Annotated in this window: 24 protein-coding genes, 4 tRNA genes and 1 pseudogene; 8 read left to right on the forward strand and 21 right to left on the reverse strand. The window is 59.9% G+C overall.

The annotated features are described in order from the left end of the window. The 4 genes from AC3WP4_RS24705 to AC3WP4_RS24720 all read right to left on the reverse strand — a co-directional run bounded on the left by AC3WP4_RS24705 (nt 1) and on the right by AC3WP4_RS24720 (nt 415). Nucleotides 1-76, reverse strand: a tRNA-Gly gene (locus AC3WP4_RS24705). A 3-nt stretch (nt 77-79) separates the two neighbouring features. Beyond that, nucleotides 80-155, reverse strand: a tRNA-Glu gene (locus AC3WP4_RS24710). A gap of 105 nt (nt 156-260) precedes the next feature. Further along, nucleotides 261-336 (reverse strand) — tRNA-Gly (locus AC3WP4_RS24715). A gap of 3 nt (nt 337-339) precedes the next feature. Beyond that, a tRNA-Glu gene (locus AC3WP4_RS24720) sits at nt 340-415 on the reverse strand. A 393-nt stretch (nt 416-808) separates the two neighbouring features. Here AC3WP4_RS24720 and AC3WP4_RS24725 point away from each other — a divergent pair. Next, the gene (locus AC3WP4_RS24725) at nt 809-1567 is read left to right on the forward strand and encodes a hypothetical protein (protein ID WP_173860493.1); all 759 of its coding nucleotides are present in this window, start codon (nt 809-811) and stop codon (nt 1565-1567) included. 244 nt (nt 1568-1811) lie between these two features. Here AC3WP4_RS24725 and AC3WP4_RS24730 read toward each other — a convergent pair whose 3' ends face one another. From AC3WP4_RS24730 to AC3WP4_RS24745, 4 genes and pseudogenes are all read right to left on the reverse strand, one after another. Continuing rightward, nucleotides 1812-2693, reverse strand: a complete 882-nt coding sequence (locus AC3WP4_RS24730; RefSeq protein ID WP_371916929.1) for a methyl-accepting chemotaxis protein — start codon at nt 2691-2693, stop codon at nt 1812-1814. After that, nucleotides 2673-3776, reverse strand: a pseudogene (locus tag AC3WP4_RS24735) (HAMP domain-containing protein); the annotation flags it as partial. The gene AC3WP4_RS24730 and the pseudogene AC3WP4_RS24735, both read right to left, overlap by 21 nt. A gap of 108 nt (nt 3777-3884) precedes the next feature. Then, nucleotides 3885-5276, reverse strand: coding sequence for an aminotransferase-like domain-containing protein (locus tag AC3WP4_RS24740; RefSeq protein WP_102616255.1), 1392 nt, complete (start codon nt 5274-5276; stop codon nt 3885-3887). Between the two features lie 184 nt (nt 5277-5460). Continuing rightward, nucleotides 5461-6222: an SDR family oxidoreductase gene (locus tag AC3WP4_RS24745; RefSeq protein WP_074879079.1), complete on the reverse strand. Its 762-nt coding sequence runs from the start codon at nt 6220-6222 to the stop codon at nt 5461-5463. 235 nt (nt 6223-6457) lie between these two features. Between AC3WP4_RS24745 and AC3WP4_RS24750 the strand changes: the two genes are divergently transcribed. Next, the gene (locus tag AC3WP4_RS24750; RefSeq protein ID WP_074879081.1) at nt 6458-7462 is read left to right on the forward strand and encodes an NADP-dependent oxidoreductase; all 1005 of its coding nucleotides are present in this window, start codon (nt 6458-6460) and stop codon (nt 7460-7462) included. A gap of 120 nt (nt 7463-7582) precedes the next feature. On the opposite strand, the gene pyrF is transcribed toward AC3WP4_RS24750, so the two are convergent. The 11 genes from pyrF to AC3WP4_RS24805 all read right to left on the reverse strand — a co-directional run bounded on the left by pyrF (nt 7583) and on the right by AC3WP4_RS24805 (nt 17030). Further along, nucleotides 7583-8281: an orotidine-5'-phosphate decarboxylase gene (gene pyrF, locus AC3WP4_RS24755; RefSeq protein ID WP_162493961.1), complete on the reverse strand. Its 699-nt coding sequence runs from the start codon at nt 8279-8281 to the stop codon at nt 7583-7585. Nucleotides 8282-8469: 188 nt separating this feature from the next. Beyond that, nucleotides 8470-9525 carry an AI-2E family transporter gene (locus AC3WP4_RS24760; protein WP_074879084.1) on the reverse strand — a complete coding sequence of 352 codons (1056 nt, stop codon included), beginning with the start codon at nt 9523-9525 and terminating at the stop codon, nt 8470-8472. A gap of 69 nt (nt 9526-9594) precedes the next feature. Continuing rightward, nucleotides 9595-10401, reverse strand: coding sequence for a DUF4892 domain-containing protein (locus AC3WP4_RS24765; protein WP_074879086.1), 807 nt, complete (start codon nt 10399-10401; stop codon nt 9595-9597). Between the two features lie 8 nt (nt 10402-10409). Next, nucleotides 10410-11069, reverse strand: coding sequence for a glutathione S-transferase family protein (locus tag AC3WP4_RS24770; protein WP_074879088.1), 660 nt, complete (start codon nt 11067-11069; stop codon nt 10410-10412). Nucleotides 11070-11119: 50 nt separating this feature from the next. Continuing rightward, nucleotides 11120-11974, reverse strand: coding sequence for an alpha/beta hydrolase (locus tag AC3WP4_RS24775; protein WP_074879090.1), 855 nt, complete (start codon nt 11972-11974; stop codon nt 11120-11122). Next, nucleotides 11971-12777, reverse strand: a complete 807-nt coding sequence (locus AC3WP4_RS24780; RefSeq protein WP_074879092.1) for an alpha/beta fold hydrolase — start codon at nt 12775-12777, stop codon at nt 11971-11973. Before AC3WP4_RS24780 ends, AC3WP4_RS24775 begins: the two co-directional genes overlap by 4 nt. A gap of 131 nt (nt 12778-12908) precedes the next feature. Then, the gene (locus tag AC3WP4_RS24785; RefSeq protein WP_102616256.1) at nt 12909-13352 is read right to left on the reverse strand and encodes a hotdog fold thioesterase; all 444 of its coding nucleotides are present in this window, start codon (nt 13350-13352) and stop codon (nt 12909-12911) included. Between the two features lie 32 nt (nt 13353-13384). Further along, complete coding sequence (locus AC3WP4_RS24790; protein ID WP_102616257.1) at nt 13385-15052, reverse strand: AMP-binding protein; 1668 nt, start codon at nt 15050-15052, stop codon at nt 13385-13387. 136 nt (nt 15053-15188) lie between these two features. Then, a complete protein-coding gene (gene sixA / locus AC3WP4_RS24795) occupies nt 15189-15641 on the reverse strand; it encodes a phosphohistidine phosphatase SixA (RefSeq protein WP_074879099.1) in 453 nt (150 codons plus the stop codon). Next, the gene (locus tag AC3WP4_RS24800) at nt 15638-15985 is read right to left on the reverse strand and encodes a DUF4389 domain-containing protein (protein ID WP_008148033.1); all 348 of its coding nucleotides are present in this window, start codon (nt 15983-15985) and stop codon (nt 15638-15640) included. Before AC3WP4_RS24800 ends, sixA begins: the two co-directional genes overlap by 4 nt. A gap of 19 nt (nt 15986-16004) precedes the next feature. Further along, the gene (locus AC3WP4_RS24805) at nt 16005-17030 is read right to left on the reverse strand and encodes an NAD(P)H-dependent glycerol-3-phosphate dehydrogenase (RefSeq protein WP_102616258.1); all 1026 of its coding nucleotides are present in this window, start codon (nt 17028-17030) and stop codon (nt 16005-16007) included. Nucleotides 17031-17226: 196 nt separating this feature from the next. On the opposite strand from AC3WP4_RS24805, the gene AC3WP4_RS24810 reads away from it, so the two are divergent. The 6 genes from AC3WP4_RS24810 (at nt 17227) to AC3WP4_RS24835 (ending at nt 24765) form a co-directional block, all read left to right on the forward strand. Beyond that, entirely contained in the window at nt 17227-19350 is a 2124-nt protein-coding gene (locus AC3WP4_RS24810) for a TonB-dependent receptor plug domain-containing protein (RefSeq protein WP_102616259.1), read from the forward strand. 1 nt (nt 19351) lies between these two features. Further along, nucleotides 19352-20284, forward strand: a complete 933-nt coding sequence (locus AC3WP4_RS24815) for an ABC transporter substrate-binding protein (RefSeq protein WP_102616260.1) — start codon at nt 19352-19354, stop codon at nt 20282-20284. Next, complete coding sequence (locus AC3WP4_RS24820; RefSeq protein ID WP_102616261.1) at nt 20281-22182, forward strand: ATP-binding protein; 1902 nt, start codon at nt 20281-20283, stop codon at nt 22180-22182. Before AC3WP4_RS24815 ends, AC3WP4_RS24820 begins: the two co-directional genes overlap by 4 nt. Nucleotides 22183-22429: 247 nt before the next feature. After that, the gene (fabA, locus tag AC3WP4_RS24825) at nt 22430-22945 is read left to right on the forward strand and encodes a 3-hydroxyacyl-[acyl-carrier-protein] dehydratase FabA (RefSeq protein WP_008148022.1); all 516 of its coding nucleotides are present in this window, start codon (nt 22430-22432) and stop codon (nt 22943-22945) included. An 11-nt stretch (nt 22946-22956) separates the two neighbouring features. Beyond that, nucleotides 22957-24177 carry a beta-ketoacyl-ACP synthase I gene (gene fabB / locus AC3WP4_RS24830; protein ID WP_076028275.1) on the forward strand — a complete coding sequence of 407 codons (1221 nt, stop codon included), beginning with the start codon at nt 22957-22959 and terminating at the stop codon, nt 24175-24177. Between the two features lie 399 nt (nt 24178-24576). Continuing rightward, nucleotides 24577-24765, forward strand: a complete 189-nt coding sequence (locus AC3WP4_RS24835; protein ID WP_102616262.1) for a hypothetical protein — start codon at nt 24577-24579, stop codon at nt 24763-24765. Nucleotides 24766-24835: 70 nt separating this feature from the next. Here AC3WP4_RS24835 and AC3WP4_RS24840 read toward each other — a convergent pair whose 3' ends face one another. Together AC3WP4_RS24840 and mazG are read right to left on the reverse strand one after the other, a co-directional pair. Continuing rightward, nucleotides 24836-25378, reverse strand: a complete 543-nt coding sequence (locus AC3WP4_RS24840) for a DUF2058 domain-containing protein (RefSeq protein ID WP_008148015.1) — start codon at nt 25376-25378, stop codon at nt 24836-24838. A gap of 28 nt (nt 25379-25406) precedes the next feature. Then, the gene (gene mazG / locus AC3WP4_RS24845; protein ID WP_074879113.1) at nt 25407-26240 is read right to left on the reverse strand and encodes a nucleoside triphosphate pyrophosphohydrolase; all 834 of its coding nucleotides are present in this window, start codon (nt 26238-26240) and stop codon (nt 25407-25409) included. Nucleotides 26241-26267 lie beyond the last annotated feature (27 nt).

A 26267-nucleotide genomic window follows, 5' to 3' on the forward strand; every position in this document is an offset into this window, starting at 1 on the left:
TGGAGCGGGAAACGAGACTCGAACTCGCGACCCCGACCTTGGCAAGGTCGTGCTCTACCAACTGAGCTATTCCCGCAAATGGCGTCCCCTAGGGGACTCGAACCCCTGTTACCGCCGTGAAAGGGCGGTGTCCTAGGCCACTAGACGAAGGGGACACGCTAACTGAAACACATGGTGTGTATTTCAGTGCCCAAATCCGCATCCGAAGATGCTGGTTCTGGTTTCACTCAGCCCTGCCCGAAAGCAACGCTGTTTAAAATTGGAGCGGGAAACGAGACTCGAACTCGCGACCCCGACCTTGGCAAGGTCGTGCTCTACCAACTGAGCTATTCCCGCATATGGCGTCCCCTAGGGGACTCGAACCCCTGTTACCGCCGTGAAAGGGCGGTGTCCTAGGCCACTAGACGAAGGGGACACACGTACAACATTCACTGCCTACCGCGTTTCGCTGTGTGCTTTACGCTGTAAGTGGCGCGCATTCTATGGATGGATTGAGGGGTCGTCAACCCCCAGATATAAATTTATTTAAATCAATGACTTCGCCCTGCTTTGAGACACTAATCGGGCTTTTCCGTCGCTCGGGGTTTGACGCCTATATTCTGACACCCGCCAAGACGTTATAGTCCACCCACGCCAAAGATGATGGCAATGTGCACCTCGCACGCTATTACTTATATAAGCAGGAACGCGGCCGATACAGACAGTGCAGTAGCCGATTCAACTCGCCGAGCGGCGCTATGCGCCCCAATGCCAAGCCACTACACTCGCACGCGAACCCCATAAAGAGGTCTTACCGGTGACACCACTCATGATCACCCTGCTAGTCGTAGCCGGGATCGCACTATTGATCGCCATTGGCTACATGAACCATGTGGTGGAAAACAATAAGCTGGAAAAGGCCCGCGCCAAAGTTGAGCTCAACGATCGTCTGCGTCGTTGCGGCGAAATCACCGAGACCTTTCCCGGCCAATTGATGACACCGGGCCTCAAATTGCTATTGACCCGCCTGGAATTGAACGTCTGCCAACGCCTGCTCACTCTGGAAAAAACCAACGCCAACCTCAAGGCACGGATTGGCGAACTGAGCGCCCTGGTCGGCCAGGGTGAATCGATCCCGGTCAACAACCCGCCGGCACCGATCCAGACAGAAGCCAAAGCCAAAGACGTACGTTTCCTGCTCGAAGCCCTGCACGGCCAAATCACCCGCGCCGCCCAGGACGGCTTCTTGCCGACCAACGAAGCCAAACGCTGGATCCGCGAAGTTCGCCACATCCTGGTCCTGCTGCACATTGAATTCTTCAACAACCTCGGCCAGCACGCCCTGCAACAGAACCAGCCCGGCCAGGCCCGCCTGGCATTCGAACGCGGCGTGCAATACCTGCGCAAACAACAAGAACCCAAGGTCTATGCCGAACAGCTGGAATACCTGGAAAAACTCCTGGCTCGCGCCAACGCACAAGTTATGGACAACATCGCCCCGGTAGAAGGCGAAGTGAACCAGCTGACCGAAGGCCTCAAAGACGTCGAGGCCGATGCAGACTGGAAGAAAAAAGTGATCTACGACTGATCACAGAAAGAAGAAAAGCCACCTGAGCAGGTGGCTTTTTTTTGCGTTGAGTTTGATGGACGGGTACAGCCGCGACAGTAAGGTCGACTATCGGTCGCCATCGCGAGCAGGCTCGCTCCCACAATTGGACGATGTACAACCGCAAGGCCGCCATCGCGAGCAAGCTTTGCTCCTACAGAGCCAAAAGCAGAGCGGCATACACCCGCCGCCCCTCACCACTCAACCGGCCGAGCGTTAGCTCGCCTCAGAGCCGAAAGTGCCCCACCATCCCCTTCAACTCAACCCCCAACTGCGCCAACTCGATACTGGAAGCCGCATTCCCCTGCATCGCCAACGAAGACTGATCCGCACTGGCGCGAATACTCGTGACACTGCGATTGATCTCCTCCGCCACCGAACTCTGCTCCTCGGCAGCTGCTGCGATCTGCTGGTTCATCTGCTGAATCAAAGACACCGCCGCAGCAATACTCCCCAGCGCACTCTCCGTCTGCAACGCATCACTCACCGCCAGCTTCACCAGTTCGCCACTGTTCTGAATCTGCTGAACAGAAGACTGAGCCGCCGAACGCAAGGCGCTCACCAGTCGTTCAATCTCCTCGGTCGATTGCTGGGTACGCTTGGCCAAGGCCCGCACTTCATCGGCGACGACCGCAAAGCCCCTGCCCTGCTCGCCGGCTCGAGCCGCTTCGATCGCGGCGTTGAGGGCCAACAGGTTGGTTTGCTCGGCCACACTCTTGATGACGCTCAGCACCGTACCGATGTTCTGGATTTCGGCACTCAAGCTTTCGATGCTCGAACTGGCCGAGGTGGCTGAATCCGCCAACTGTTCGATCCGCGCCATGCTCTGGCGCACCACCTGCTGGCCACTTTCAACCTTGTCGTCTGCCGTCTGCGCTGCCTGAGCGGCCTCCTCAGCATTACGCGCAACGTCGTGCACGGTGGCGGTCATCTGGTTCATCGCAGTAGCAACCTGTTCGGTTTCTTCCTTCTGGCTGCTGACTTCAAGATTGGTCTGCTCGGTCACCGCCGACAGCGACTGCGCTGAACTGGCCAACTGCTCGATACCCGCCTGCAAACCGCTGACAATACTGCTGAGCCCTGCGCCCATCTGCTGCATGGCCTGCATCAACTGCCCGATCTCATCACGACGGGTCACTTCAACCGTTGCACTCAAATCGCCAGAGGCAATCTGTTGAGCAACCCGGATCACGCTGCGCAGCGGTGCCACGATCAACCGGGTAATCACCCAGGCCGCAATCAGCCCGACCAGCAGCGCCAGCGCCGAGGAACCGATGATCAGCATCGAATTCTTTTTCAGCTCCGCCTGCATCGACTGGTCTTCGGCGACATAGGCCTGGTCCACCCGCTCCATCACCTGAGCAGCGCGCTGATGGAGTTGCTCATAGACGGTTTTTTCCTGCGCCAGCAGGCCGGTGTATTCGGCGAGTTTTTCGCTGAATCCGCCAATGTGCCCGACCACTTCATTAAGGACCGTCTGGTAACCCTCATCCTTGACCGTGGTTTTCAACTGCTCGGCCTGGGTCAGCGCCTGGTCGGCCTGCTCGATCTTGCCCTGCCCTGCGCTGTCATCGCCTTTGCGACTCAGGTCCAGGCGCACGCGCGCTTCGTTCATGGCCTGCAACATCAACCGCGACACCTGGCTGACCTGATTGGCCTGTTCGATGAACTGCCCCCCGTCCTTGCCTTCGGATTCCTTCAAGGTATAAGCGCCGTCATCGGCCAGCCCGGCCTGCAGCACGTCGAGGTTATTGGCCACGCTGGACACCGACCAACTGGCCATCTCCAGCGCCAGGTCCTTGCCCTGGCTGAGCGAGACGAACTCGTCGAAGGCCTTGCGATAAGCCCCCAACGACTGCTCCACATCATTCATCACCGGCACGTTGGCCGCAGACGCCGCTTTCAGTTGGGTTGCCAGGGCGATCAAGCCGTCAACGCCCTTGCGTAGCGCATCAGCGGTTTTCGGGTTGCCGTGCAAAGCGTATTCCTGCTCGAGCAGTCTCACCTTGAGCAAACCGCTGTTGAGCGACGACATCTGCTTGAGCCCATCAAAGCGCTGGCTGATGGTTTGCAGTGACCAAACGCCGATGGCCGCCACCAAGGCGGTCAACAGCAGCACCAGTACAAAACCGACACCCAGTTTTTTCGCCATACCGAGGTTGGCAAAACGTCCTTGCACGGCCGAAATCATTGCACTTAGTCCCCTGACATAGTCTGTTGACGCAGATTCGCAACGGGCCTGTATCAACACAAGTCTCTGGCGTCTGAATAATGGCAAAAAGCTACGCTTGCGTCGTTTTCAGAACGCTTGAGGTCGATCCAGAGCGGTGGCCTTAAAAAACGCTCGCGCTCGCGGATCACAGGCATAGGCCACATTGATACGCTGCCAGTCACCGGCCTCTGCGGCGGGACTGAATGCCGTCGCAGAAGACAACAGGACACCGAAGCGCTGGGCTTGTTTGCGCACCTGAGCGTAGTCGGACATCCGTGATCGCGCCCAGATGAACAATCCCCCGGCCGGCTTGCCGAAAACCTCCCATTCGGCGTCTTCCAGCACTTGCAGCGCAGCTTCCCTGTCATTGCTTAAACGCTGGCGCTGGCGCTGGACCAGTTTGCCGTAGGCACCGCTGGCCAAAAGGCTTGCCAGCACCGACTCGCAAAACCGTGAAGCGCCCATGCTGCTGATCATCTTGACCTCGGCCAGCCGCGATATAACCCCGGCGCCGGCCACTACAAAACCGACCCGCAACGAACTGCTGAGGGTTTTGGAGTAGCTGCCGACGTAGATCACGTTGTCATCGATACCCAACGCAGCGAGGCGCGTACCGGGGCCGCTGTGCAAATCCGCATAGACGTCGTCTTCGATTACCAGAAGGCCATGGGCTTTGGCCAGTTGCACAACCCGTTGCGCCACCACCGGCGCCAGGCTGCTGCCAGTGGGATTTTGATAGAAGCTATTGATAAAGATCCCGCAGGGCCGGTACTGGACCAGCAGCGCCTCGAGCGCGTCAATGTCCGGCCCGCGCGGGGTTCGCGGGACCTCGATCATGTTGACCCCGTGCAATTTGAGCAGGTCGAACAGCAAGCAATAACCGGGACTTTCCACCACCACGCAATCACCCGGTTTGAACAAGGTCCGCACGATCAGGTCCAGCCCCTGACTGGCCCCCGCCGTTGTCAGGATTCGGCTTTCCTCCACCACGATATCCAGCTGTTTCAGGCGTTTGTGGATCTGCAGACGCAAGGCTGGCAGGCCCAGCGGCGTGCTGTAGTTGAACAGGCCGGCCATGTCGGTGCGACTGACCTGGCGGATCGCGTAGCTCAGGTCGTCAGTTTCACGCCAGCTCTCGGGCAGTCCGCCACATCCCAGCTTGAGTCGGCCCGAGGTGCCGCCCTGTGTCCTTTCTGCCCCCTCGAACCAGGGACAATCCTGTTGCCCCTGGGCGGCCAACGCTGGGATGGCAACAATGAAACCGGCGCCATGACGCGGAGCCAGCACCCCTTGAGCCACCAGACGCTCACAGGCCTCAGCGACGCTGGACTGACTGAGCAAATTGATCCGGGCGATTTGCCGCACAGAAGGCAAACGCGTCCCCGGTGGCACCTCGCCACGGCACAGCCAGCAGGCTAGCGCGTCGACGATTTGCTGTACGACCGGCACCAATGCCTGTCGATCGATTCTCAACTCCATGAGCAAGCAAACTCCTGTCCGTTTTGCGGGAAACAGTTAATCACAAGAGCGGTCGATCAGTTGTGCGACAAAACCGCCAAAACCCTCGGTTCTAACCATTTGAAACACATTGTCCGCCCCCTTTAAGGAACCGAAAAAAAACCCGCACAAATGCGGGTTTTTTCCTACGTTTCACTGCCTGTATTCAGAACGCCGTAACACCACCGTCCACCGCTAGAGAATGCCCTGTGGTGAACGCTGCGCCGTCGCTGCACAGGTACAGCACCGCGCTGGCGATTTCCTCGACCTTGCCGATGCGCCCGACCGGGTGCATCGCATTGGCGAACTCGCCTTTCTTCGGGTCGGCTTCATAGGCACGGCGGAACATGTCGGTGTCGATGACTGCCGGACACACCGCGTTCACCCGAATCTTTTTCTTGGCGTACTCGATGGCCGCCGATTTGGTCAGGCCGATCACTGCATGTTTCGACGCCGCGTAAATACTCATCTTCGGCGCAGCCCCGAGGCCGGCTACCGATGCGGTGTTGACGATCGCACCGCCGCCCTGGGCCAGCAGTAATGGCAACTGGTACTTCATGCACAACCAGACGCCTTTGACGTTGACGCCCATGATCGCGTCGAACTCGTCGACCGTACCTTCGGCCAGTTTGCCTTTCTCGATCTCGATGCCGGCATTGTTGAAGGCATAGTCGAGACGGCCGTAGGTATTGACCACCTCGTCCATCAGATTTTTTACATCGCTCTCCTGCGTGACGTTGCAGCGCACGAAGGTGGCTTCACCGCCAGCAGTACGAATCAGCGCCACGGTGTCCTCACCACCCGCCACGTCCAGGTCGGCCACTACCACTTTCAAGCCTTCAGCGGCAAATGCCTGGGCGGTCGCGCGGCCAATGCCATTGGCAGCGCCCGTCACAACGGCGACCCGGCCAGTAAACGTCATGCTCATTGTTATGTCCTCGAAGAGAAGATGCGGGGGATTGCGTGTTCGCAATCTAGCCACAAGGACCTGCGGCGCGGCAGCACTATCAAAAGGCCGGTTGGGTGTCCATGAGTGCCAGTGATAAAACCGCCGGGGCGACTATCACTGCACTGGATCGATGTGCATTCGCCGCATCAGCCAAACTTGCGGCATCGTTCATGAAGGTCTATCAACAAGTCTTCATTCATCTTGAGTGCCTGTCATGACTACCCAGATCAATCGCCAGTTCCTGCTCGCCAAACGTCCGGTGGGCGCGGCGACCCGCGAGACCTTCACCTATCAGGAAGTACCGGTCGGCGAACCGGCTGCGGGTCAGATCCTGGTCAAAAACGAATACCTGTCCCTGGACCCGGCCATGCGTGGCTGGATGAACGAGGGCAAGTCCTACATCCCGCCGGTCGGTATCGGCGAAGTGATGCGCGCATTGGGCGTAGGCAAAGTCGTTGCGTCGAATAATCCGGGCTTCGCAGTCGGGGACTACGTCAATGGTGCCTTGGGTGTGCAAGATTACTTCCTAGGCGAGCCACGAGGTTTCTACAAGGTCGATCCGAAACTGGCGCCTCTGCCGCGCTATCTGTCGGCGCTGGGCATGACCGGGATGACCGCCTATTTCGCCCTGCTCGATGTCGGCGCGCCGAAGGCTGGCGACACCGTGGTGCTGTCGGGCGCGGCCGGTGCAGTGGGCAGCATTGCCGGGCAGATCGCCAAGATCAAAGGTTGCCGGGTAATCGGCATTGCCGGGGGCGCGGACAAGTGCCGGTTCCTGATCGACGAACTGGGTTTTGACGGCGCCATCGATTACAAAAACGAAGACGTCCAGGCCGGTCTCAAGCGCGAATGCCCGAAAGGTGTCGATGTGTATTTCGATAACGTCGGCGGCGATATCCTCGACGCGGTGTTGAGTCGCCTGGCCATGAAGGCCCGGGTGGTGATCTGTGGCGCCATCAGCCAGTACAACAACAAGGAAGCGGTCAAAGGCCCGGCCAACTACCTGTCGCTGCTGGTCAACCGCGCGCGGATGGAAGGATTTGTGGTGATGGACTATGCCGCGCAGTTCGCCGCAGCCGGGCAGGAAATGGCCGGTTGGATGGCCAAGGGGCAACTCAAGAGCAAGGAAGATATTGTTGAAGGACTGGAGACGTTCCCGGAGACGCTGATGAAATTATTCAGCGGCGAGAATTTCGGGAAGTTGGTGTTGAAGGTTTAACCCCAAACAAATGTGGGAGCGAGCCTGCTCGCGATAGCGGTGGATCAGCCAACATTGATGTCGACTGACACTCCCTCATCGCGAGCAGGCTCGCTCCCACATGGGATCTTCAGCGTTTGGTTAAGCGAGTTCGGCCACTACGGCCGCCAACGCCTTCGCCGGATCCGCGGCCTGGCTGATCGGACGGCCGATTACCAGGTAATCGGAACCGGCATCCAGCGCCTGACGCGGCGTCAGAATGCGGCGCTGATCGTCCTGGGCGCTGCCCGCCGGACGAATCCCCGGAGTGACCAGTTGCAACGACGGGTGCGCCGATTTCAGGGCCTGGGCTTCCAGTGCCGAACACACCAGACCGTCCAGCCCGGCTTTTTCCGCCAACGCGGCCAGGCGCAGCACTTGCTCCTGCGGCTCGATATCCAGACCGATACCCGCCAGGTCTTCACGCTCCATGCTGGTCAGCACGGTCACGCCGATCAGCAAGGGTTTCGGACCGGTGCGCTGGTCAAGCACTTCGCGGCACGCGGCCATCATGCGCAAACCACCGGAGCAGTGCACATTGACCATCCACACGCCCATCTCCGCAGCCGCCTTGACGGCCATGGCGGTGGTGTTCGGGATGTCATGGAACTTGAGGTCCAGGAACACTTCGAAGCCCTTGTCACGCAAGGTGCCAACGATTTCCGAAGCACAGCTGGTGAACAGTTCTTTACCGACTTTGACCCGGCACAGCTTCGGGTCCAACTGATCGGCCAGCTTCAGTGCGGCGTCACGAGTGGGAAAATCCAGGGCGACGATGATAGGAGTCTGGCAGGCGGACATGAGTGGGCTCTCAGGCAGGTCGAAATCGGCGCGCATTGTAGCGGAACCAGCGCCTCTGCGGGACCCGATGATCGGTAATTCGTCGAGGCGGCTCAAGCAAGACTAGCCCTTGCCCCCATTGTGTCGAGTCAGAGCGTTACCGAACGCAGGATAGCGACAGCAATGGCGCAGGTTCTGTGGGCCTGATCTCAAGGTCGGCGATCCTCGACCCGAGCCTGACTCTTGCTCCAGTCGTTCAGCAGGCTGTAGGCCACCGCCAACAACGTCGGGCCGATGAACAAGCCAATAAACCCGAAGGCAATCAGCCCGCCAAACACCCCGAGCAGGACAATCACCAGCGGCAAATTACCGCCCCGGCTGATCAGGTACGGCTTGAGCACGTTGTCGACGCCGCTGATGATGAACATCCCCCAAACCCCGAGAAACACCGCCATCCCGTACTCGCCCTTCCAGGCCAGCCAGGCCGTGGCCGGAATCCACACCAGTGGCGGCCCCATTGGAATCAGGCTCAACAAAAACGTGACGATCCCCAGCACCAGCGCCCCGGGAACCCCAGCAATCAAAAACCCGATCAACGCCAGAACCGCCTGGGCCGCCGCCGTCCCGATCACGCCGTTCACTACCCGCTGCACTGTGCCTGCCACCAACTCAATGTAATACCCGGCACGGTCACCAATCAGACGTTCCAGCAACCCGTGAACAAATGCCGCCAGACGCGGCCCGTCACGGTAGAAAAAGAACACGAAGACGATACTCAACGTCAGCTCAAGTATCCCGCCGCCAATTTGTGCACTGCGCGCCAGCAGCCAATTGCCGACCTGGCCCAGATAAGGCTTGACCGCCAGCATCATCGCCGCGCCTTGTTGATCGATGCTGTTCCAGAGCCCCACCAGCCGCTCGCCTACCAGGGGAATACTACCCAGCCAGGTCGGCGCTTCCGGCAGTCCGTCGACCTGCACATCCTTGATGAGCGCCGTGGCATCACGCACATGGTCCGCGAGGTTGAACCCCAGCCAGACCAACGGCAACGCCACCAGCAACATCCAGCCCAGCGTCAGCACCGCGGCCGCCAGAGATTCGCGACCATTGAGCAACCGCGTGAGCAAACGCATCAGCGGCCAACTGGCAAACGCCAGCACCGCGCCCCAGAAAAGCGCCGACCAGAACGGCGCCATCACCCAGAAGCTCGCGCCAAACAGCACCAGGAGCAGGATCTGCACCAACAGCCGATCGTTATTGATCATCTAAATCTCGAAAAAAGTCAGTCCGCAAAAGAGTAGGCGAACGCAGCGTGTGCGTTCGCCGGATAAAGCTTATCGCAACAGTTGGATGTGCAAGCCAGCACCTTCGACACTACCCGCTTCCATCCTGGCGGTACGCACACCCTGCCCGATCAGTGCCTGACGCCAGGCTTCAGCCTTCGGCCCGGAAATACTGACCCGCAATGTGGTGTCCAAATTCAACCCGCGCGAGATCAGGCGCAGCCAGGTTTCGTCAGGATCGCCGGTCAGTTTGGGGAAATCGAGTTCACCGGTGCTTTTGAGCTCTCGCAGCAAGGTTGCAGAAGTCGGCAGCAAATCGCCCAGCGGCGCGGCGGCGTCAAACTGTTCGACGTGCAGATAAGCTTTGCGATTGCCGCGCGTGATGCTGTAAAGCGCTACCAGCGTGTTGTCCTGCGGGGCCGCCAGGCGCAACAGCAAATAGGCTTGCTGATCATCGGCACCATAAAGCTTGGCATTGCCGAAGACATCATTGGCCCACAGGCTGCTTTCGCCGCAATCTCGGGCCTGGCACCAGAACAGCAACTGGGCATCCTGCTTCTGCAAGGCTTCACGAGCGGCGGTGAAGGCCTCGGTGGAGGAATGCTCCGGTGGCAACTCGTAGGTTACCGAAGTGGCTTGCCCTCGGGCAGCGACCTGGCCGTCAAAGCGCAACTGGCCGCTGATTTTGCGGATTGAGCCCAGTGGATAGATCCGCTCGAGTTCGGCGACCGGACGATAGTCAACGATCTGCGCATCGGCCATACGCGGCACGACCGGCAGGTCCTGACTGCCCGGGACATCGGCGGCAAATAACAGCGGACTGAAGCAACACAGCGCCAGCAGACTGAATGAACGCATGGATAGACTCATCGGATCAGCATGGCCTGGGCACCCTTGATGATACTGGCGTCATCGATGCGCTCAGGCACCAGCAAACCGCGCTGTACCGCCGGACGCGCCTCCATGGTTGCCATCCAGCGCTGCAGGGCCGGCAAACCTTCGACCTCGACACCCGACCATTCATGGCCACGGACCCACGGATAAGTGGCGATGTCGGCAATGCTGTATTCACCGGCCAGAAACTCCACGGCTTGCAGACGCGTGTCGAGCACTTCATAGAGGCGGCGGGTTTCATGCTGATAGCGATCGATGGCGCCCTGGAGCTTCTCGGGGAAGTAACGGAAAAACACGTTGGCCTGACCTTGCATCGGGCCGATCCCCCCCATCTGGAACATCAGCCATTGCAATGCCACTGAACGCCCCTTGGGGTCTTTTGGCAGCAGTTTGCCGCTCAGTTCCGCCAGGTAAATCAGGATCGCACCGGATTCGAACACGGCGAAATCGCCGTTGGCGCGATCGACAATCGCCGGAATCCGGCCATTGGGATTGATCTTGAGGAAGCCCTCGGACTTCTGTTCCTTTTTGTCGAAACTCAAGGCGTGCACCGTGTAGGGCAGGCCGAGTTCCTCGAGCACGATAGAGACCTTGTGGCCATTCGGGGTCGCAGCGGTGTAGAGATCTATCATGGTTGTCTCCCATTTCAACCCGCCCAGCCTCGACAGTTGCCCGGCGCAAGTCAAGGAACGGCGAAGAACCGATTGAAACAGTCTGCGACAAGCTCGGCACCGGGTTCGTCATTCAGGTGCAAATGATGGCCGCCAGGCAGCTGTTCCCGGCTAAAGGGTAGACGCTCCAGCAACTCGGGATGTTTGGCGAGCATACCGTCGGCAGCCACCAGCAGTTTTGCAGGACAACTGACCCGCTGGACGAAGGCCATCGCCTGTTCAGAGGTCAGACGCAGCGGCGATGGTAGGGTCAGGCGGTTATCGGTGCGCCAGGTATAACCGCCCGGCACCGGCATCAATCCACGTTGGGCCAGCAGTTCTGCGGCTTCGCGACTGACAGCGACCAAGCCTTTCATGCGCGCCTCGATGGCCCGGTCGAGGGTGTGGTAGACCGGTTTGCGCTTCTCGCGCAAATCCAGCTGCGCTTGCAAGGCCATGCCCATCCGTTCGGCAGCGTTTTCGCCCTTGTCTGTAGGAGGAATGACGCCGTCGATCAACGCCAGGTGCGTCACGCGTTGCGGTAACGAACCGGCCAGCACCAGCGAAACGATCGCGCCCATGGAATGCCCCAGCAACCCGAAGCGCTTCCAGCCCAATTGCTCGGCCACTTGCAGCACGTCATGGGCATAGTCCCACAGCGCGTAACCGGCACCGCTCGGCCGATGCCCGGAATGACCGTGACCGGCCATGTCCAGTGCGATGATGCGCAAGCCTTTGAGCTTCGGCGCCAGCCGGGCGAAGCTGTTGGCGTTGTCCAGCCAGCCATGCAAGGCGATCACCGGCATGCCGTCTTCGGGGCCAAACAAATGCGCCGCCAACTCGATGTGCGGCAGGCTCAGGCGAACTTCTTCAACGACATTGCTCATGCGCAATCCTGTTGGTGGCGACCGTCCCACCGGCTGAGCAGGTTCTTCAGCAGCGTGGCCGTGTCCTGGGGACGTTCGAGGGGAAACATGTGGCCGCCAGGCATGGTCAGGGACTCGCCCAGCGGCAAGCGCCCCACGAGGCTTGCGTGATGACGCATCACCACCCGGCTCTTGTGCCCGCGAACCACCGCCAGCGGCACTTTCAGTTGCCGTGTGCGGCCGGGACTGGTGTGCGGCACGCCGCGGTAGATACTGATTTCCGTGGCCGGGTCGAAGCGCAGGCGCAACCGGTCGCCCACCTTGTGCAAGCCATGTTGCAGGTAAGCGTCGAAGCATTCCGGGTCGAAGCCGCGAAACAGGGTTTTGCCCGCGAAATAGTGTCGGGCCGCTTCCAGATCGGTGAACTCTTCCCGCCGTCCCAACGTACGGCCGGCCGGGGTGAGTCGATCGATGAAACCGAAGCGTTTGGCAGCGCGGATCACCCATTGATCAGCGCGGGTCAGCACCGGCGAATCAAGCATCACCACGCCGCGATAGAGCTCGGGGCACCGCAACGCCGCGTGCAGATGCAACACGCCACCGAAGGAATGGCCTACGCCCCACACCGGTTCCGGTTGTTGCTCGAGGTGATGAATCAACTCGTCGACCAGGTTGTACCAGTTGTCATCCGCCGGAAAACGCGGGTCATGGGCGTGCTGCTGCAGATGCGTCACCTGGTACTCGGGCGCCAGCGCCGCGAATAACTTGCCGTAGGTGCCCGAGGGAAACCCGTTGGCGTGGGCGAAAAATATCTGTTGCGACATACCGGTGATCCATCAACGAAAACGAGGGTTGATTGTCCGTAAGACGACGTCCTACAGCAATGACCGTAAGTGCCAGGAATGATGACAGTCCGGTCAAGGAGGCTGCGTTCGGCTGCTACATGGAAAGCGTTTCAGCGGGAGGGTGAATTCTCACCCAATGGCACCACCGCCATGGTCAACCGCGACACACAACTCACCTTGCCCTCATCGCTGGTCAAACGGATATCCCAGACATGCGTCGTGCGGCCAATGTGAATCGGCCTGGCCACCGCGGTGACCCGCCCACTGCGCAAGCCGCGCAAATGGTTGGCGTTGATTTCCAGGCCCACGCAGTAAAACTTGCTGGCGTCGATGCACAGGTAACTGGCCATCGAGCCGACCGTTTCGGCCAGCACCACCGAGGCGCCGCCGTGCAGCAAGCCGTAAGGCTGGTGAGTGCGATGGTCGATGACCATGCTCGCGGTCAGGGACTCGTCGTCGAAGGCTTCGAAGCGAATATCCAGCACTTCACCGATGGTATTTTTCCGGGTTTCGTTCAAATGTTCGATGCTGGGAGTAGTACGCCACAAACTCATAGTTACTTTCCTTTGTAGGTTTTATTCGTGACTCAATCCTGCCACAGCACCGCTTCACTGCGCTCGCTCCATTCTTCGAAGCGGGCACCGTAGGCGGCTTCGATCACGTTGCGCTTGATCTTCAGGGTCGGCGTCAGAAAACCGTTTTCCACCGCCCAGCTGTCCTTGACCACCACCAATCGATGCAAGCGTTCGTGTTTGTCGAGGACGCCGTTGACCTCTTCCAGAAGTTTTTCCAGGCTTGAATGCAGGCCCGCCCGCGCCGTTCCGCTGGCGTCCTGCTGCCCGACCGCCGAGAGCACGCACAACCCCAGCGGCGCGCTCAGGCCATCGCCCACCACGCACACTTGCTCGATGCGCGAATGCTCCGCCAGACGATTCTCGATCGGTGCCGGGGCGACGTATTTGCCTTTGCTGGTCTTGAATATTTCCTTCAGTCGCCCGGTCAGGCGCAGGTTGCCTTCGGCGTCCTCCTCGCCTTTGTCACCGGTGCGCAGGAAGCCGTCTTCAGTGATGGTTTCGGCGGTTTTCTCGGGTTCCTTGAAATACCCGAGCATGGTCGCGCCGCTGCGCACCATGACCTCGCCCGACTCGGCGATCCGCACCTCGACCTCCGGGCAGGGCTTGCCGATCCAGCCGGGTTTGTTCTGGCCCGGCAGGCAAATGTGCGAATAGCCACAGCTTTCGGTCATGCCGTACACCTCCAGCACATCCAGCCCCAGCTTGCGGTACCACAGCAGCAAGGTCTGCGGCACTGGCGCGGCGCCGGACAAGGCGATGTGCAAGGCATCCAGCCCGAGCCCGACCAGGATTTTGTGGCCGACCCGCTTGCCGATAATCGGCAGCCCGAGCAGGAAGTCGAGGCGCTTTGCCGGGATCTTGCTGTACACGCCCATCTGGAATTTGGTCCAGATCCTCGGTACGCCGAACAGCGCTGTCGGTCGTGCACGGCGCAAATCAGTAAGGAAGGTGTCGAGGCTCTCGGCAAAAAACACCGTTTGTCCGGTATAGATCGACGCCAGTTCGACGAACATCCGTTCGGCGACATGGCACAGCGGCAGGTAGGACAGCAACCGATCCGACTCATTCAAGCCAAACAACTGCGTGCCGCGAGTGGTGGCAAACCCCAGGTTGGCGAAACTGTGCATCACGCCTTTGGGCATACCGGTGGTGCCGGAGGTGTAAATGATGGTCGCCAACTGGTCGCCGGACGGCTTGGGATCGTCCTGGATCGGTGAGCTCTTTTGCAGGTCGGCCCAGCTGTAGTCGAACGTTCCAGAAGGATGCAACGGCAGGCTGATCGTCGGCAGATCGGGGCTGACCCCACGAGACATGCCGGGCCAGTCATCGAGTTTGCCGATGAACGCCAGCGCCGCTTCGGAGTGTTCAAGGACCTGGGCCACGGTCTCGGCGGTGAGGTTCGGGTAGAGCGGCACCGACACGTGCCCGGCCATCCAGATCGCCAGGTCGGCGATGATCCAGTGCGCGCAGTTTTTCGAGATCAGGGCGATGTGGCTGCCTTGGGGCAGTTCGCGCGCGCGCAACCAATGTGCGGCGCAGCGCGCCTGATGACCGACGTCGCCCCAGCTCAGGGTTTCGACCTGGCCGCCGCCCGTGGGCTGGACCAGAAAGCGCTGGCGGGGATGACGGGCCTCGCGCTCGTAGAAGACGTCCAGCGGCAAACGAAAAGCAGCAGGCATGCGACTCGCTCCTTTATTTTTGGTCTGGAGCAAGCGTAGTCAACCAAGCAAGTGCTTGGTTAAATTATTTGAGGGTAGAGCCAGATCAAAAGACCGCAGCCTTCGGCGGCTCCTACAGGCTGCGGTCTTTTGGCTTTCAAGGGTGTTTGATGCCGTTAAGCTTCATCGACCCGATCAGTAGTTCGTTGTGCTCAAGCTCGGCCAAGCCGGCGGTACTGACTTTTTCCGGTGGATAGCCGGCGCCGTGCTGCAGATAGCTCAGCAAATTGCCCACCAGCGGATTGTGACTGACCAGCAGGACGTTACTCACCGACACCAGCTGTTCTGCCACCTTGTCCGGGTCGGTATCCGGGGTCAGCCAATCGACCGTGCGGATCTCCGGTGCGAAATTCAGCGCCGTGCGCACAATTTCCGCAGTCTCCTGCGCTCGCAGGAAAGGACTGGCGTAAATGGCGGTGAGCGGCTGGCCGGCCAACTCGGCGGCAGTGCGCAGCACTTCTTCACGACCATGGGCAGTCAGTGCCCGCTCCGAATCAGGACGCTTGCCGTGTGGCTCGGCTTCACCATGACGCAGTATCCAGAGTTTCATAGCTTGGGCTCCTCATCTCGGGCCGGGTGTGGTGCCGGCGCCACAGTGTGCGGCGCTTCACCTTCCGGTGTACGCGGCGTCGGCCAGTCGGCGAACGGCCACGGTTTCTGGTCACTGTGGAAACTGCCGAATCGACCGATCTGCGCCAGGAACTGGCTCAGGCTGTCGCCGAAGTTCATCAGGCTGGCGCTCGGGGCGCCATATATCAAACGATAGATCAACTGCACCAGCACCACGGCGCCAAGGATGAACTGCGCCACTTGCCAGACCAGCACATAGACGATCATCCACAACACTCGCAGCAGGATGGATTCGTACTTGTCCTCTGTTTTCGGATCGTTCATGTCTCGCTCTCCCTGATGCTCAGTTGAAACCACTGGTGGAAATAAAGTCGACGTCGGTTTTCGGCTCGGCACGCATCAGTAGACCGATCACCTGCTCCAGCGTGCGCCCTTCGAACAGGATGGCATGCAGCCCGGCGACCAGCGGCATGTACACGCCCACCTCCTGAGCCTTGGTCTTGAGTACCTTGAGGGTGTTCACCCCTTCAGCGACTTCGCCCAGGCGCGTCACCGCTTCTTCAAGGCTCAGGCCCTGGCCGAGGGCGAACCCGACCTGGTAGTTACGGCTTTTGGGCGACGAGCAGGTGACGATCAGATCGCCCACGCCCGCCAAACCGAGGAAGGTCATCGGGTTGGCGCCCTGATTCACCGCAAAGCGGGTCATTTCCGCCAACGCCCGGGTGATCAGCATGCTCTTGGTGTTTTCGCCCATGCCCATCGCCACGGCCATGCCGGCAATGATCGCGTAGACGTTTTTCAACGCCCCGCCCAGCTCCACGCCATAGCGGTCGGCGCTGGCGTATACGCGAAAGGTCTTGCCGTGCAGCGCTTCCTGGACCCGCTGGCAGAGTTCTTCATCTTCGCTGGCGACCACCGTGGCGGTCAGCGCATGCTCGGCGATTTCACGGGCCAGGTTCGGCCCGGACAGCACGCCGATGCGCGCTTGCGGGGCGATCTCTTCGAAAATTTCGCTCATCAGTTTGAAGGTGTGGGCTTCGATGCCTTTGGTCAGGCTCACCAACAATTTGCCGTTCAAAACTTCGGCGTGCGGCATCAATACCGAGCGCAGCGCGCTGGACGGCAGTGCGACGAAGCACAGGTCGCAGGCTTGCAGGGTGGCCAGCAGGTCGGTGACCGCTTCCACGGCCGGCAGAATCTTGATGCCTTTGAGGTAACGCGGGTTCTCGCGATTGACCCGAATGGCCTCGGCCTGTTCGGGGTCACGCATCCACAGCCGGACCTGATGCCCGTTCTCGGCCAGCAGATTAGCCACGGCGGTACCAAAACTTCCGCCTCCCAGGACCGCAATTGGGCGCTGTTCAGTCATATGCAATCCGTTAATCCATACCAGTGGCGATGTCGGCATTATACGGAGCGCCCCAGTGGCGGCCAGCCCCCACATCAATTACCGACACTTGTAGGAAGAAGACTAAGAAAACCGAGGAAAATGCCCACAACGTGACTGGAAAAGTCATTGCGCTCAGTTAACATGCGCGCCAATTGTTCGCTATCAAGGATGTGTTGTGTCGTTTGGCTCTCCATCACCGCGCTCGCCGTTGGTACTGGCACTGCTCTTCAGTTCGCCATTGCTGGCCGACGACTTGTTCCTCGACAGCGAGCCGCTGCCGCAAGTATTGACCGCCACGCGGCTCAAGCAGTCGCCGGCCGCGGTACCGGGAAGCATGACGGTGATCGACAGCGAACTGATCAACGCCAGTGGCGCCCGGGACATCAGCGAGTTGTTGCGACTGGTACCGGGAATGATGGTCGGCAACATCAACGGCAACCAGGCGGCGGTGAACTATCACGGCACCAATGCGAGCGAAGCGCGACGCCTGCAAGTGTTGATCGACGGCCGCTCGGTATACCGCGCAGGCCTGGCCACGGTGGACTGGAGTGACATTCCGGTGGCCCTGGAAGACATCGAACGCATCGAAGTTTTTCGTGGCCCGAACACCGTCAGCTATGGCGCCAATGCGCTGATGGCGGTGGTCAATATCCTCACGCGCAACCCGGCCGACAGCCACGGCACGCGAATGAAAGTCAGCCGTGGGCAGCGCGGCATCGACGACTTTTACGCCAGCCAGGGCGTGGGCTGGGACGGCGGCGACCTGCGCCTGTCGCTGTCCGGCCAGCAAGACAACGGCTTCGACTCGGACCGCAACGGCACCGATTACCGCGACAGCCGCCGTTTGAACCGCTTCAACCTCGCCGTCAGCCAGACGCTCACGGAAAACCAGAGTATCGACTGGCAATTGAATGCCAAAGAGGGGAGCAACCAGCGGCCGTATACCTACCGCCCGGTCTTCTCTGGGATTACCGATGCCGGGAACAATTCCGACGTCATCGCCAAGGACTATGCCGGTTCGCTGCGCTGGAACCTCGACATCAATCCCGATCACAGCCTTTACGTTCAGGGCTCGGCACAGCACTGGGATCGCCAGCAGACCTGGCGTGCCTGCGATGCCGAGGTTTCGTTCAGCCCGCAGTTGACCGAACTCTGGCAGCTCAGCCCGAATTACACCGAACGCCTGGCGCGCAACATGGAGCGCTACACCGGTCCCGGCGCACCCGCAGGTGACCCGACCCAGCGCGCACTGGCCAATCAAGTGCTCGACCAATGGCGCAACGGCGCCCGGCAAACCCTCTGTGGCGATATTGACCAGAGCACCCGGGAATCGCGCTACGACCTTGAATTGCAGGACACCCTCAGCCTGTCCGACAGTCTGCGGCTGGTCAGCGGCATGAACTATCGTTACGACCGGGCAAATTCCGAGACCTACTTCAATGGCACCCTCGACGACACCACCTGGCGGGCGTTCGGCCAACTCGAGTGGCGCGCCACCGAGCATTGGTTGCTGCAGGGCGGTGCGATGTTCGAAGACACGCAATTGATCGGCAGTTCGCTCACCCCGCGGGTGGCGGTCAACTACCTGATCAACCCGCGCCATGGCCTGCGCGCGGTGTACTCGGAAGCCATCCGCTCGCCGGACATGTTCGAGAACAACGTCAACTGGAGCTATCAGGTGAAGAGCCTGCGCCCCGGCGCCTATGGCCAGTCCAGTGCCCGTTATTTCGTCAAGACCCGTGGCCCCGGCGACCTCGAACAGGAACACATGCGCTCCCGGGAGCTGGGCTACAACGGCTACTTTGCCGAAGCGGGGCTGGCGGTCGATGTAAAACTGTTCTACGACGAAATCACCGGGATGATCAGCGAACCGTTGCGCAACAATCAGTACATCGCCAGCAACTCGAACAGCGCACGCTTCTCCGGGGCAGAAACCCAACTCGACTGGCAAATCAGCAGCGCCGATCGCCTGCGTCTGACCTATGCCTACGTCGATGCCGAGGCGAGCAACCCTCAGGATGCACAACAAACCGCGCGAAACAGCGGTTCCGCCGGTTGGCTGCGCACCTGGGGCCATGGCTGGAACAGCGCGCTCTTCTACTATGGGGACGATGCCCTGAACGGCTACCGCTTCGAACGGGTCGACACGCGCATCGCCAAACGCATCGGCCTGGGCAAGGCCAGCCTGGAACTGGCCGGGGTGCTTCAGCAACGCCTCGACAACCAGCCCACAACCTTCCTCGACAACAACTACGACGAGCGCCGAGTGCTTTACTTCAGCGCAGAGTTGGCGTTCTAAGGTGCTGTGTAGCCCGTCACGCAAAACGCCAATCCTTGGCCGCCTGCTGGCCGGGTTGTGCCTGGTGTTTACCGGACTGCTGAGCAGCCTGCCGGCCAGCGCCGCGGACATTTTGATGACCGGCGCGGAGGACGGTCCGGCCATGCAATCCTTCACCCAGGCCCTGAGCACCTTGCGGTCTGCCGATAACGTGCGCTTCCAGCCACTGGCCAGTCTGCCGGCGCCAGGCAAGCTGCCCGCCGGGACCCGTTTGATTCTGCTCGATCTGCCGAGCCTCGACTGGCGTCTGCAAGACGCCCAAGGCCCGGCGACGCTGGTGCTGCGCATCAGCCGCCTGCAAGCCCGCCAGCGTCTGGGGACCACCCTGCCCCCGCGCCTCAGCCTACTCTGGAGCGACCCGCCGCTGGACCGCCAATTGCGCCTTACCCGATTGCTGCTGCCGCAGGTCAAACGGGTCGGCGTGCTCTTTGACAGCCACAGCGAATTCCTTTTGCAGGAATTGCATCAGGCCGCCCACTCCCTGGGCCTTGAGGTGGTCACCGAGCGCTGGGACAACACCAACGACAGTCGGCCGTTGCAGAACTTGCTGAAGAACAGCGACGTGTTGCTGGGCCTCGACGATCCCGACCTGTACAACCCGAAAACCGTGAAAAACCTGTTGCTCAGCAGCTATGCACGGCAAATGGCGCTGATCGGACCTAACGCCGGGTTCGTCAGGGCCGGGAGCCTGGCCAGCACCTACAGCGATCAGAGCGATTGGCTGGCAATGCTCGACGAACTGCTCGACCGGCCACCGGCCACCTGGCCTCGCGCGCACTACCCGCAACGCTTCAAAGTCTTGAGTAACGCGCAAGTGGCTCGTTCATTAGGTATTGAACAGATGGACGACGCGTCTGTCGCAACACAGTTGGCCGAAGGAGAAAATCGCCCATGACCTTCCGTCGCCGTTGGGACATCAACACCCGCACACAAATCATCAGCCTCGGCCCTGCCCTGTTGCTGACGTTGCTGTTGATCAGCTTCTTTACCTTCGTGCGGATCCAGGACCTGCGTCAGGAGCTCAATCACACCGGGCAACTGATCGCCAACCAACTGGCGCCGGCTACCGAATACGGGGTGATCTCGGGCAACAATGAGGTGCTCGACAGTTTGCTCAAGGCGACCCTGGCCACGCCCAATGTGCGCTTTCTGGAAGTCCAGGACAGCGCCAACCGGATTCTGGTGTACGTCGAGCAACCGTCGCAAACTCACAACCGCTCACACCAGGTCGAAGTGTTCCAGGCCCCCGTGCGGCTGCAACGCATCCAGCTGCACAATGATTTCCTGCAGGGCAGCCGCGTCGCCAACGCGGCGCCCACCGAGGATTATCTGGGTCGGGTGATCGTCGGCCTGTCCAATGACGCCTTCAGCCAGCGTCAACAGGAAATCCTGCTCAAGGCCGGGATCCTGGCGCTGTTCGCCCTGCTGTTTACTTTTCTGCTGGCCCGGCGCCTGGCCGGCAGCCTGTCGCAACCGATCCGCGACATCGGCAACGCGGTCAAGGCGATTCAGGACGGCGACTACAAAACGCCGCTGCCGATCGTCGACGACACTGAGCTGGGCGCGCTGTCCCAACACATCAACAACCTCGCCAGCGGGCTCGAACAAGCCAGCCGCGAACAGCATCAAGCGATGGCGCAGTTGATCCAGACGCGCGAGGAAGCGGAAAAAGCCAACAATGCCAAATCCGATTTCCTAGCGATGATGAGCCACGAACTGCGCACGCCGATGAATGGCGTGCTGGGCATGCTGCAACTGCTGGAAACCACCGAGATGACCGAGGAGCAGGTCGAATACGCGGCGCTCGCCTCGGAGTCCACCGAACACCTGCTCAAAGTCATCAACGACATTCTCGATTTCTCGCGCATCGAGCGTTCGGAACTGGAGCTGGAGCACATTCCATTCAACCTCGCAGACCTGATCGCCAGTTGTGCCCAGTCGTTCTCGCACAGCGCCGCGCAACGCGGCCTCGACCTGGCGTTGTCGATCCCGGACGACATGCGCGCGTTGCAGGTGCAGGGCGACCCGACGCGGATCCGGCAGATCCTGGTCAACTTGATCGGCAACGCTCTGAAATTCACCGAACAGGGCCGCGTCAGCATTGAACCGCAATGGCAATCGCTGGACCACGAACTGCTGTGGTTCACCTGCACTGTGCGCGACAGCGGAATTGGGATCTCGGCTGAAAGCCTGGAATTGATGTTCAACGCCTTCCAACAGGCCGACAGCTCTATTTCCAGGCGATACGGTGGCACCGGGCTGGGCCTGCCGATTGCTCGCACGCTGGCTGAACGCATGGGCGGCACGTTGCGCGCCCAGAGCGAGGAAGGTCGCGGCTCGGTATTCACCCTGGAAATCCCGCTGGCGCTCTATAAACAGACGCCACCCGTGCTGGCGCCACGCATACCGACCGGCAGCGGTGATGGCGAAGGGCGCAACGTGTTGCTGGTGGAAGACAATCCGGTCAATCAGACGGTCATCGAGGCAATGTTGCGCAGTCTGGGCTTTACTGTCAGCGTCGTCACCGATGGCGCGCAGGCCGTGCGCAGTGCGGAGAGTCTGATTTTCGAAGCAATTCTGATGGATTGCCGGCTACCGATCATCGACGGCTACGAGGCCACCCGACAGATTCGCCAATTACCCGGCTGCACAGACTTGCCGATCATCGCGCTGACCGCCAACGCCTTGCAGGGCGACCGCGAAGCCTGTTTATCGGCGGGAATGAACGATTACCTGGCCAAGCCCTTCAAACGCACAGATTTGCAGCAAATTCTGCAGCGCTGGGTGCAGTAGTGCAGGCCTTTCGGCTATCTGCGACTGGCGTGAAAGGCGAAAGTGCGGCAGTCTTAGGCACCCGAACAGGCCCGAAAAGGGGCTTGAATAATAATTTCAGTGCACAAGTGTACATTCATGTCCTTGGTGCTGTGACTTTCACCACAACGCAATAGTCTATGAGTAGGCTGCTGACTCGAGGCATGAACGCTTCGATCGGCCGGGAAGATTTGCCCCACCTGCCGCATGGGACTATTGAGGAGCTCGCATGACCCAACAAAACGCCTTTACTCGGGAAGACCTGCTGCGCTGCAGTCGCGGTGAGCTGTTCGGCCCAGGTAACGCACAACTGCCCGCCCCGAACATGTTGATGGTGGATCGCATCACCCATATCAGCGCCGAGGGTGGCAAGTACGGCAAGGGTGAATTGGTCGCCGAGCTGGATATCACTCCGGACCTGTGGTTCTTCGCCTGCCATTTCGAAGGCGATCCGGTGATGCCAGGCTGCCTGGGCCTCGACGCCATGTGGCAACTGGTCGGTTTCTTCCTCGGCTGGCAAGGTCTGCCGGGCCGCGGTCGCGCCCTGGGTTCGGGCGAAGTGAAATTCTTTGGTCAGGTTCTGCCGACCGCCAAGAAAGTAACCTATAACATTCAGATCAAGCGTGTACTGAAAGGCAAGCTGAACCTGGCCATCGCCGATGGTTCGGTCAGCGTCGACGGCCGCGAGATCTACACCGCCGAAGGCCTTCGGGTCGGCGTTTTCACCTCCACTGACAACTTCTAAGGGTTATCCGCATGCGCCGCGTCGTTATCACTGGTCTGGGCATCGTTTCGTGCCTGGGCAATGACAAAGAGACCGTCTCCGCTAACCTGCGTGCAAGCCGCCCTGGCATCCGGTTCAACCCGGAATATGCCGAAATGGGTCTGCGTAGCCAGGTTTCCGGCTCCATTGACCTTCCCCTCGAAGAGCTGATCGATCGCAAGATCTATCGCTTCGTCGGCCACGCGGCGGCTTACGCCTACCTGGCCATGAAAGACGCCATCGCCGACTCCGGTCTGACCGATGAGCAAGTCTCCAATCCGCGTACCGGCCTGATCGCCGGTTCCGGTGGTGCCTCCACGCTGAACCAGATGGAAGCGCTGGACATCCTGCGCGAGAAAGGCGTGAAACGCGTTGGCCCATACCGTGTAACGCGGACCATGAGCAGCACCGTTTCCGCTTGCCTGGCCACGCCGTTCAAGATCAAGGGCCTGAACTACTCCATCGCATCTGCCTGCGCCACCAGTGCTCACTGCATCGGTAACGCCATGGAACAGATCCAGATGGGCAAGCAGGACATCGTGTTCGCCGGTGGCGGTGAAGAAGAGCATTGGAGCCAATCGTTCCTGTTCGACGCCATGGGCGCACTGTCCAGCCAGTACAACGAAACCCCGGAAAAAGCTTCCCGTGCCTACGACGCCAAGCGTGACGGTTTCGTCATCGCTGGCGGTGGCGGCATGGTCGTGGTCGAAGAGCTGGAACACGCTCTGGCCCGTGGCGCGAAGATCTACGCGGAAATCGTTGGCTACGGCGCAACCTCCGACGGCTACGACATGGTCGCTCCAAGCGGCGAAGGCGCCATCCGCTGCATGCAGATGGCCATGTCCACCGTTGACGCTCCGATCGACTACCTGAACACCCACGGCACCTCGACTCCGGTCGGCGACGTCATGGAAATGAAAGGTGTGCGTGAAGTGTTCGGTGACAAGGCTCCGGCCATCAGCTCCACCAAGAGCCTGTCGGGTCACTCCCTGGGCGCCGCCGGCGTTCACGAAGCGATCTACTGCATGCTGATGATGGAAGGCAACTTCATGGCGGGTTCCGCCAACATCGACGAACTGGACCCGGAAGTGGCTGACATGCCGATCCTGACCAAGACTCGTGAAGACGCCACCATCAACACCGTGATGAGCAACAGCTTCGGCTTCGGTGGCACCAATGCCACGCTGGTACTGAAGCGCTGGGCCGGTAAGTAATACCCCGCCCTTCTAAGCTGCACACAAAAACGCCCCGACTGGTTCGGGGCGTTTTTTTGTGCCTGAAAGATTGAACACCGCAATCCTGTGGGAGCGAGCCTGCTCGCGATGACGGCACCACATTCAACATTTCTGTATGAATGAGACCGCTATCGCGAGCAGGCTCACTCCCACAGGTTTTGTGTGAAGCCAGACATTTTCGTCAATGCGAACATGAAGCTTTTGTCATGAAACCCAGCGGCCTGCGACCAAATGCCACGTGTTTCAAGGGCTGCAGGATTTTCTCTGATTTTGCAAAAATCCGTTACCAAACTCGGCCATTTACTTAGCAGGCTAACCAAACCTATAACGGAGTCCTGCACACGCCTTGCTGCAGATAACAGAGATTGGAGCTAGCAGATGTCTGTAAAAGTAACTGAACGCGACGATTCACATAAGTCCCACGAAGGCATAGCCGCCGGTATCCGGATCTGGGACGTGCATCAACAAGACATGCTGGTGGGGATGTTCCACTCCGAAACCGATGCCCACAGCTACAAGGCCGAACTGGAAAAACTGGAGCAGCAACGAGCGCTCCAATCCGCATAAGCAATGACAGCATTAAAAACGACAAACCCCGCCATGAGCGGGGTTTGTCGTTGTTGCAGCCTTTATCGGCTTACCACATCAGATCGTCCGGGATCTGATAGGCCGCGTACGGATCGTCTTCGGCAGCGACTTCTTCGGTTTTCACGTTCATCTGCACGATACGCTGTGGATCGCGCTCCTGGATCTTCAGGGCCGCCTCACGCGGGATCACTTCATAACCGCCGGCGTGATGCACGATGGCCAGCGAACCGCTGCTGAGCTTGTTGCGCATCAGCGTGTTGACGCAGATGCGCTTGACCTTCTTGTCGTCGACGAAGTTGTAGTAGTCCTCGGTCGTCAGCTTCGGCAGACGCGAGACTTCGATCAACTGTTTGACCTGGGCCGCGCGAGCCTTGGCCTCGGCCTTCTCCTGTTGCTGGCGGTTCAGCTCCTGATCGCGCTTGACCTTCTCGGCCATGGCTTCCTGAGCCGCCCGCTGCTGCGAGTCATCAAGTTCGATCTGACCTTTGTGGGCCAGACGCTGCTGTTTCTGCTTCTCTTTGCCGACCTGTTTGGCCTGCTTCTGGTTGACCAGCCCTGCTTTGAGCAACTGGTCGCGAAGGGAAATGCTCATGGTGCTTATTACTCACTTAGGCAACTGCTCAACCGCAGCTGGGCAAATTCTTTTCCTGACGTTTGGCTTCGCCCCACAAGGCGTCCAACTCTTCGAGGGTGCAATCTTCTATGGGACGGTGGGTGTCGCGCAATGCCTGTTCGATAAAACGGAAGCGTCTTTCGAACTTGCTGTTGGCGCCACGCAGTGCAGTTTCGGGATCGACCTTGAGATGACGCGCCAGATTGACCACGGAAAACAACAAATCACCGACTTCATCGGCAATCGCTGCCGAGTCATTGTCGGCCATGGCTTCGAGCACTTCATCGAGCTCTTCGCGCACTTTGTCGAGCACCGGCAAGGCGTCCGGCCAGTCGAACCCGACCTGCCCCGCGCGCTTCTGCAGCTTCGCCGAACGGGACAATGCCGGCAGTGCTGCGGGTACGTCGTCAAGCAAGGACAGCTGCATTGGCGTGGATGATTTCTCGGCGCGCTCTTCGGCCTTGATCTCTTCCCAGCGCTGCTTGACCTGATCTTCATTCAGCCGCGGAACATCCAGCGGCGCGTACAGATCACCGGTAGGAAACACGTGCGGATGACGACGAATCAATTTGCGGGTGATGCTGTCGATGACACCGGCGAATTCGAAGCGCCCTTCTTCCCGCGCCAGCTGGCTGTAATAAACCACCTGGAACAGCAAATCCCCCAACTCACCCTGCAAGTGATCGAAGTCACCGCGCTCGATGGCGTCGGCGACTTCGTAGGCTTCTTCAAGGGTGTGCGGGACGATGGTTTCGTAGGTTTGCTTGATGTCCCACGGGCAGCCATATTGCGGGTCGCGCAGACGGCTCATCAGGTGCAGCAAGTCTTCAAGGCTGTACATCAATCATGTCTCATCACAAAAACCTGT

The sequence above is a fragment of the Pseudomonas sp. FW305-20 genome (genome assembly GCF_058788075.1).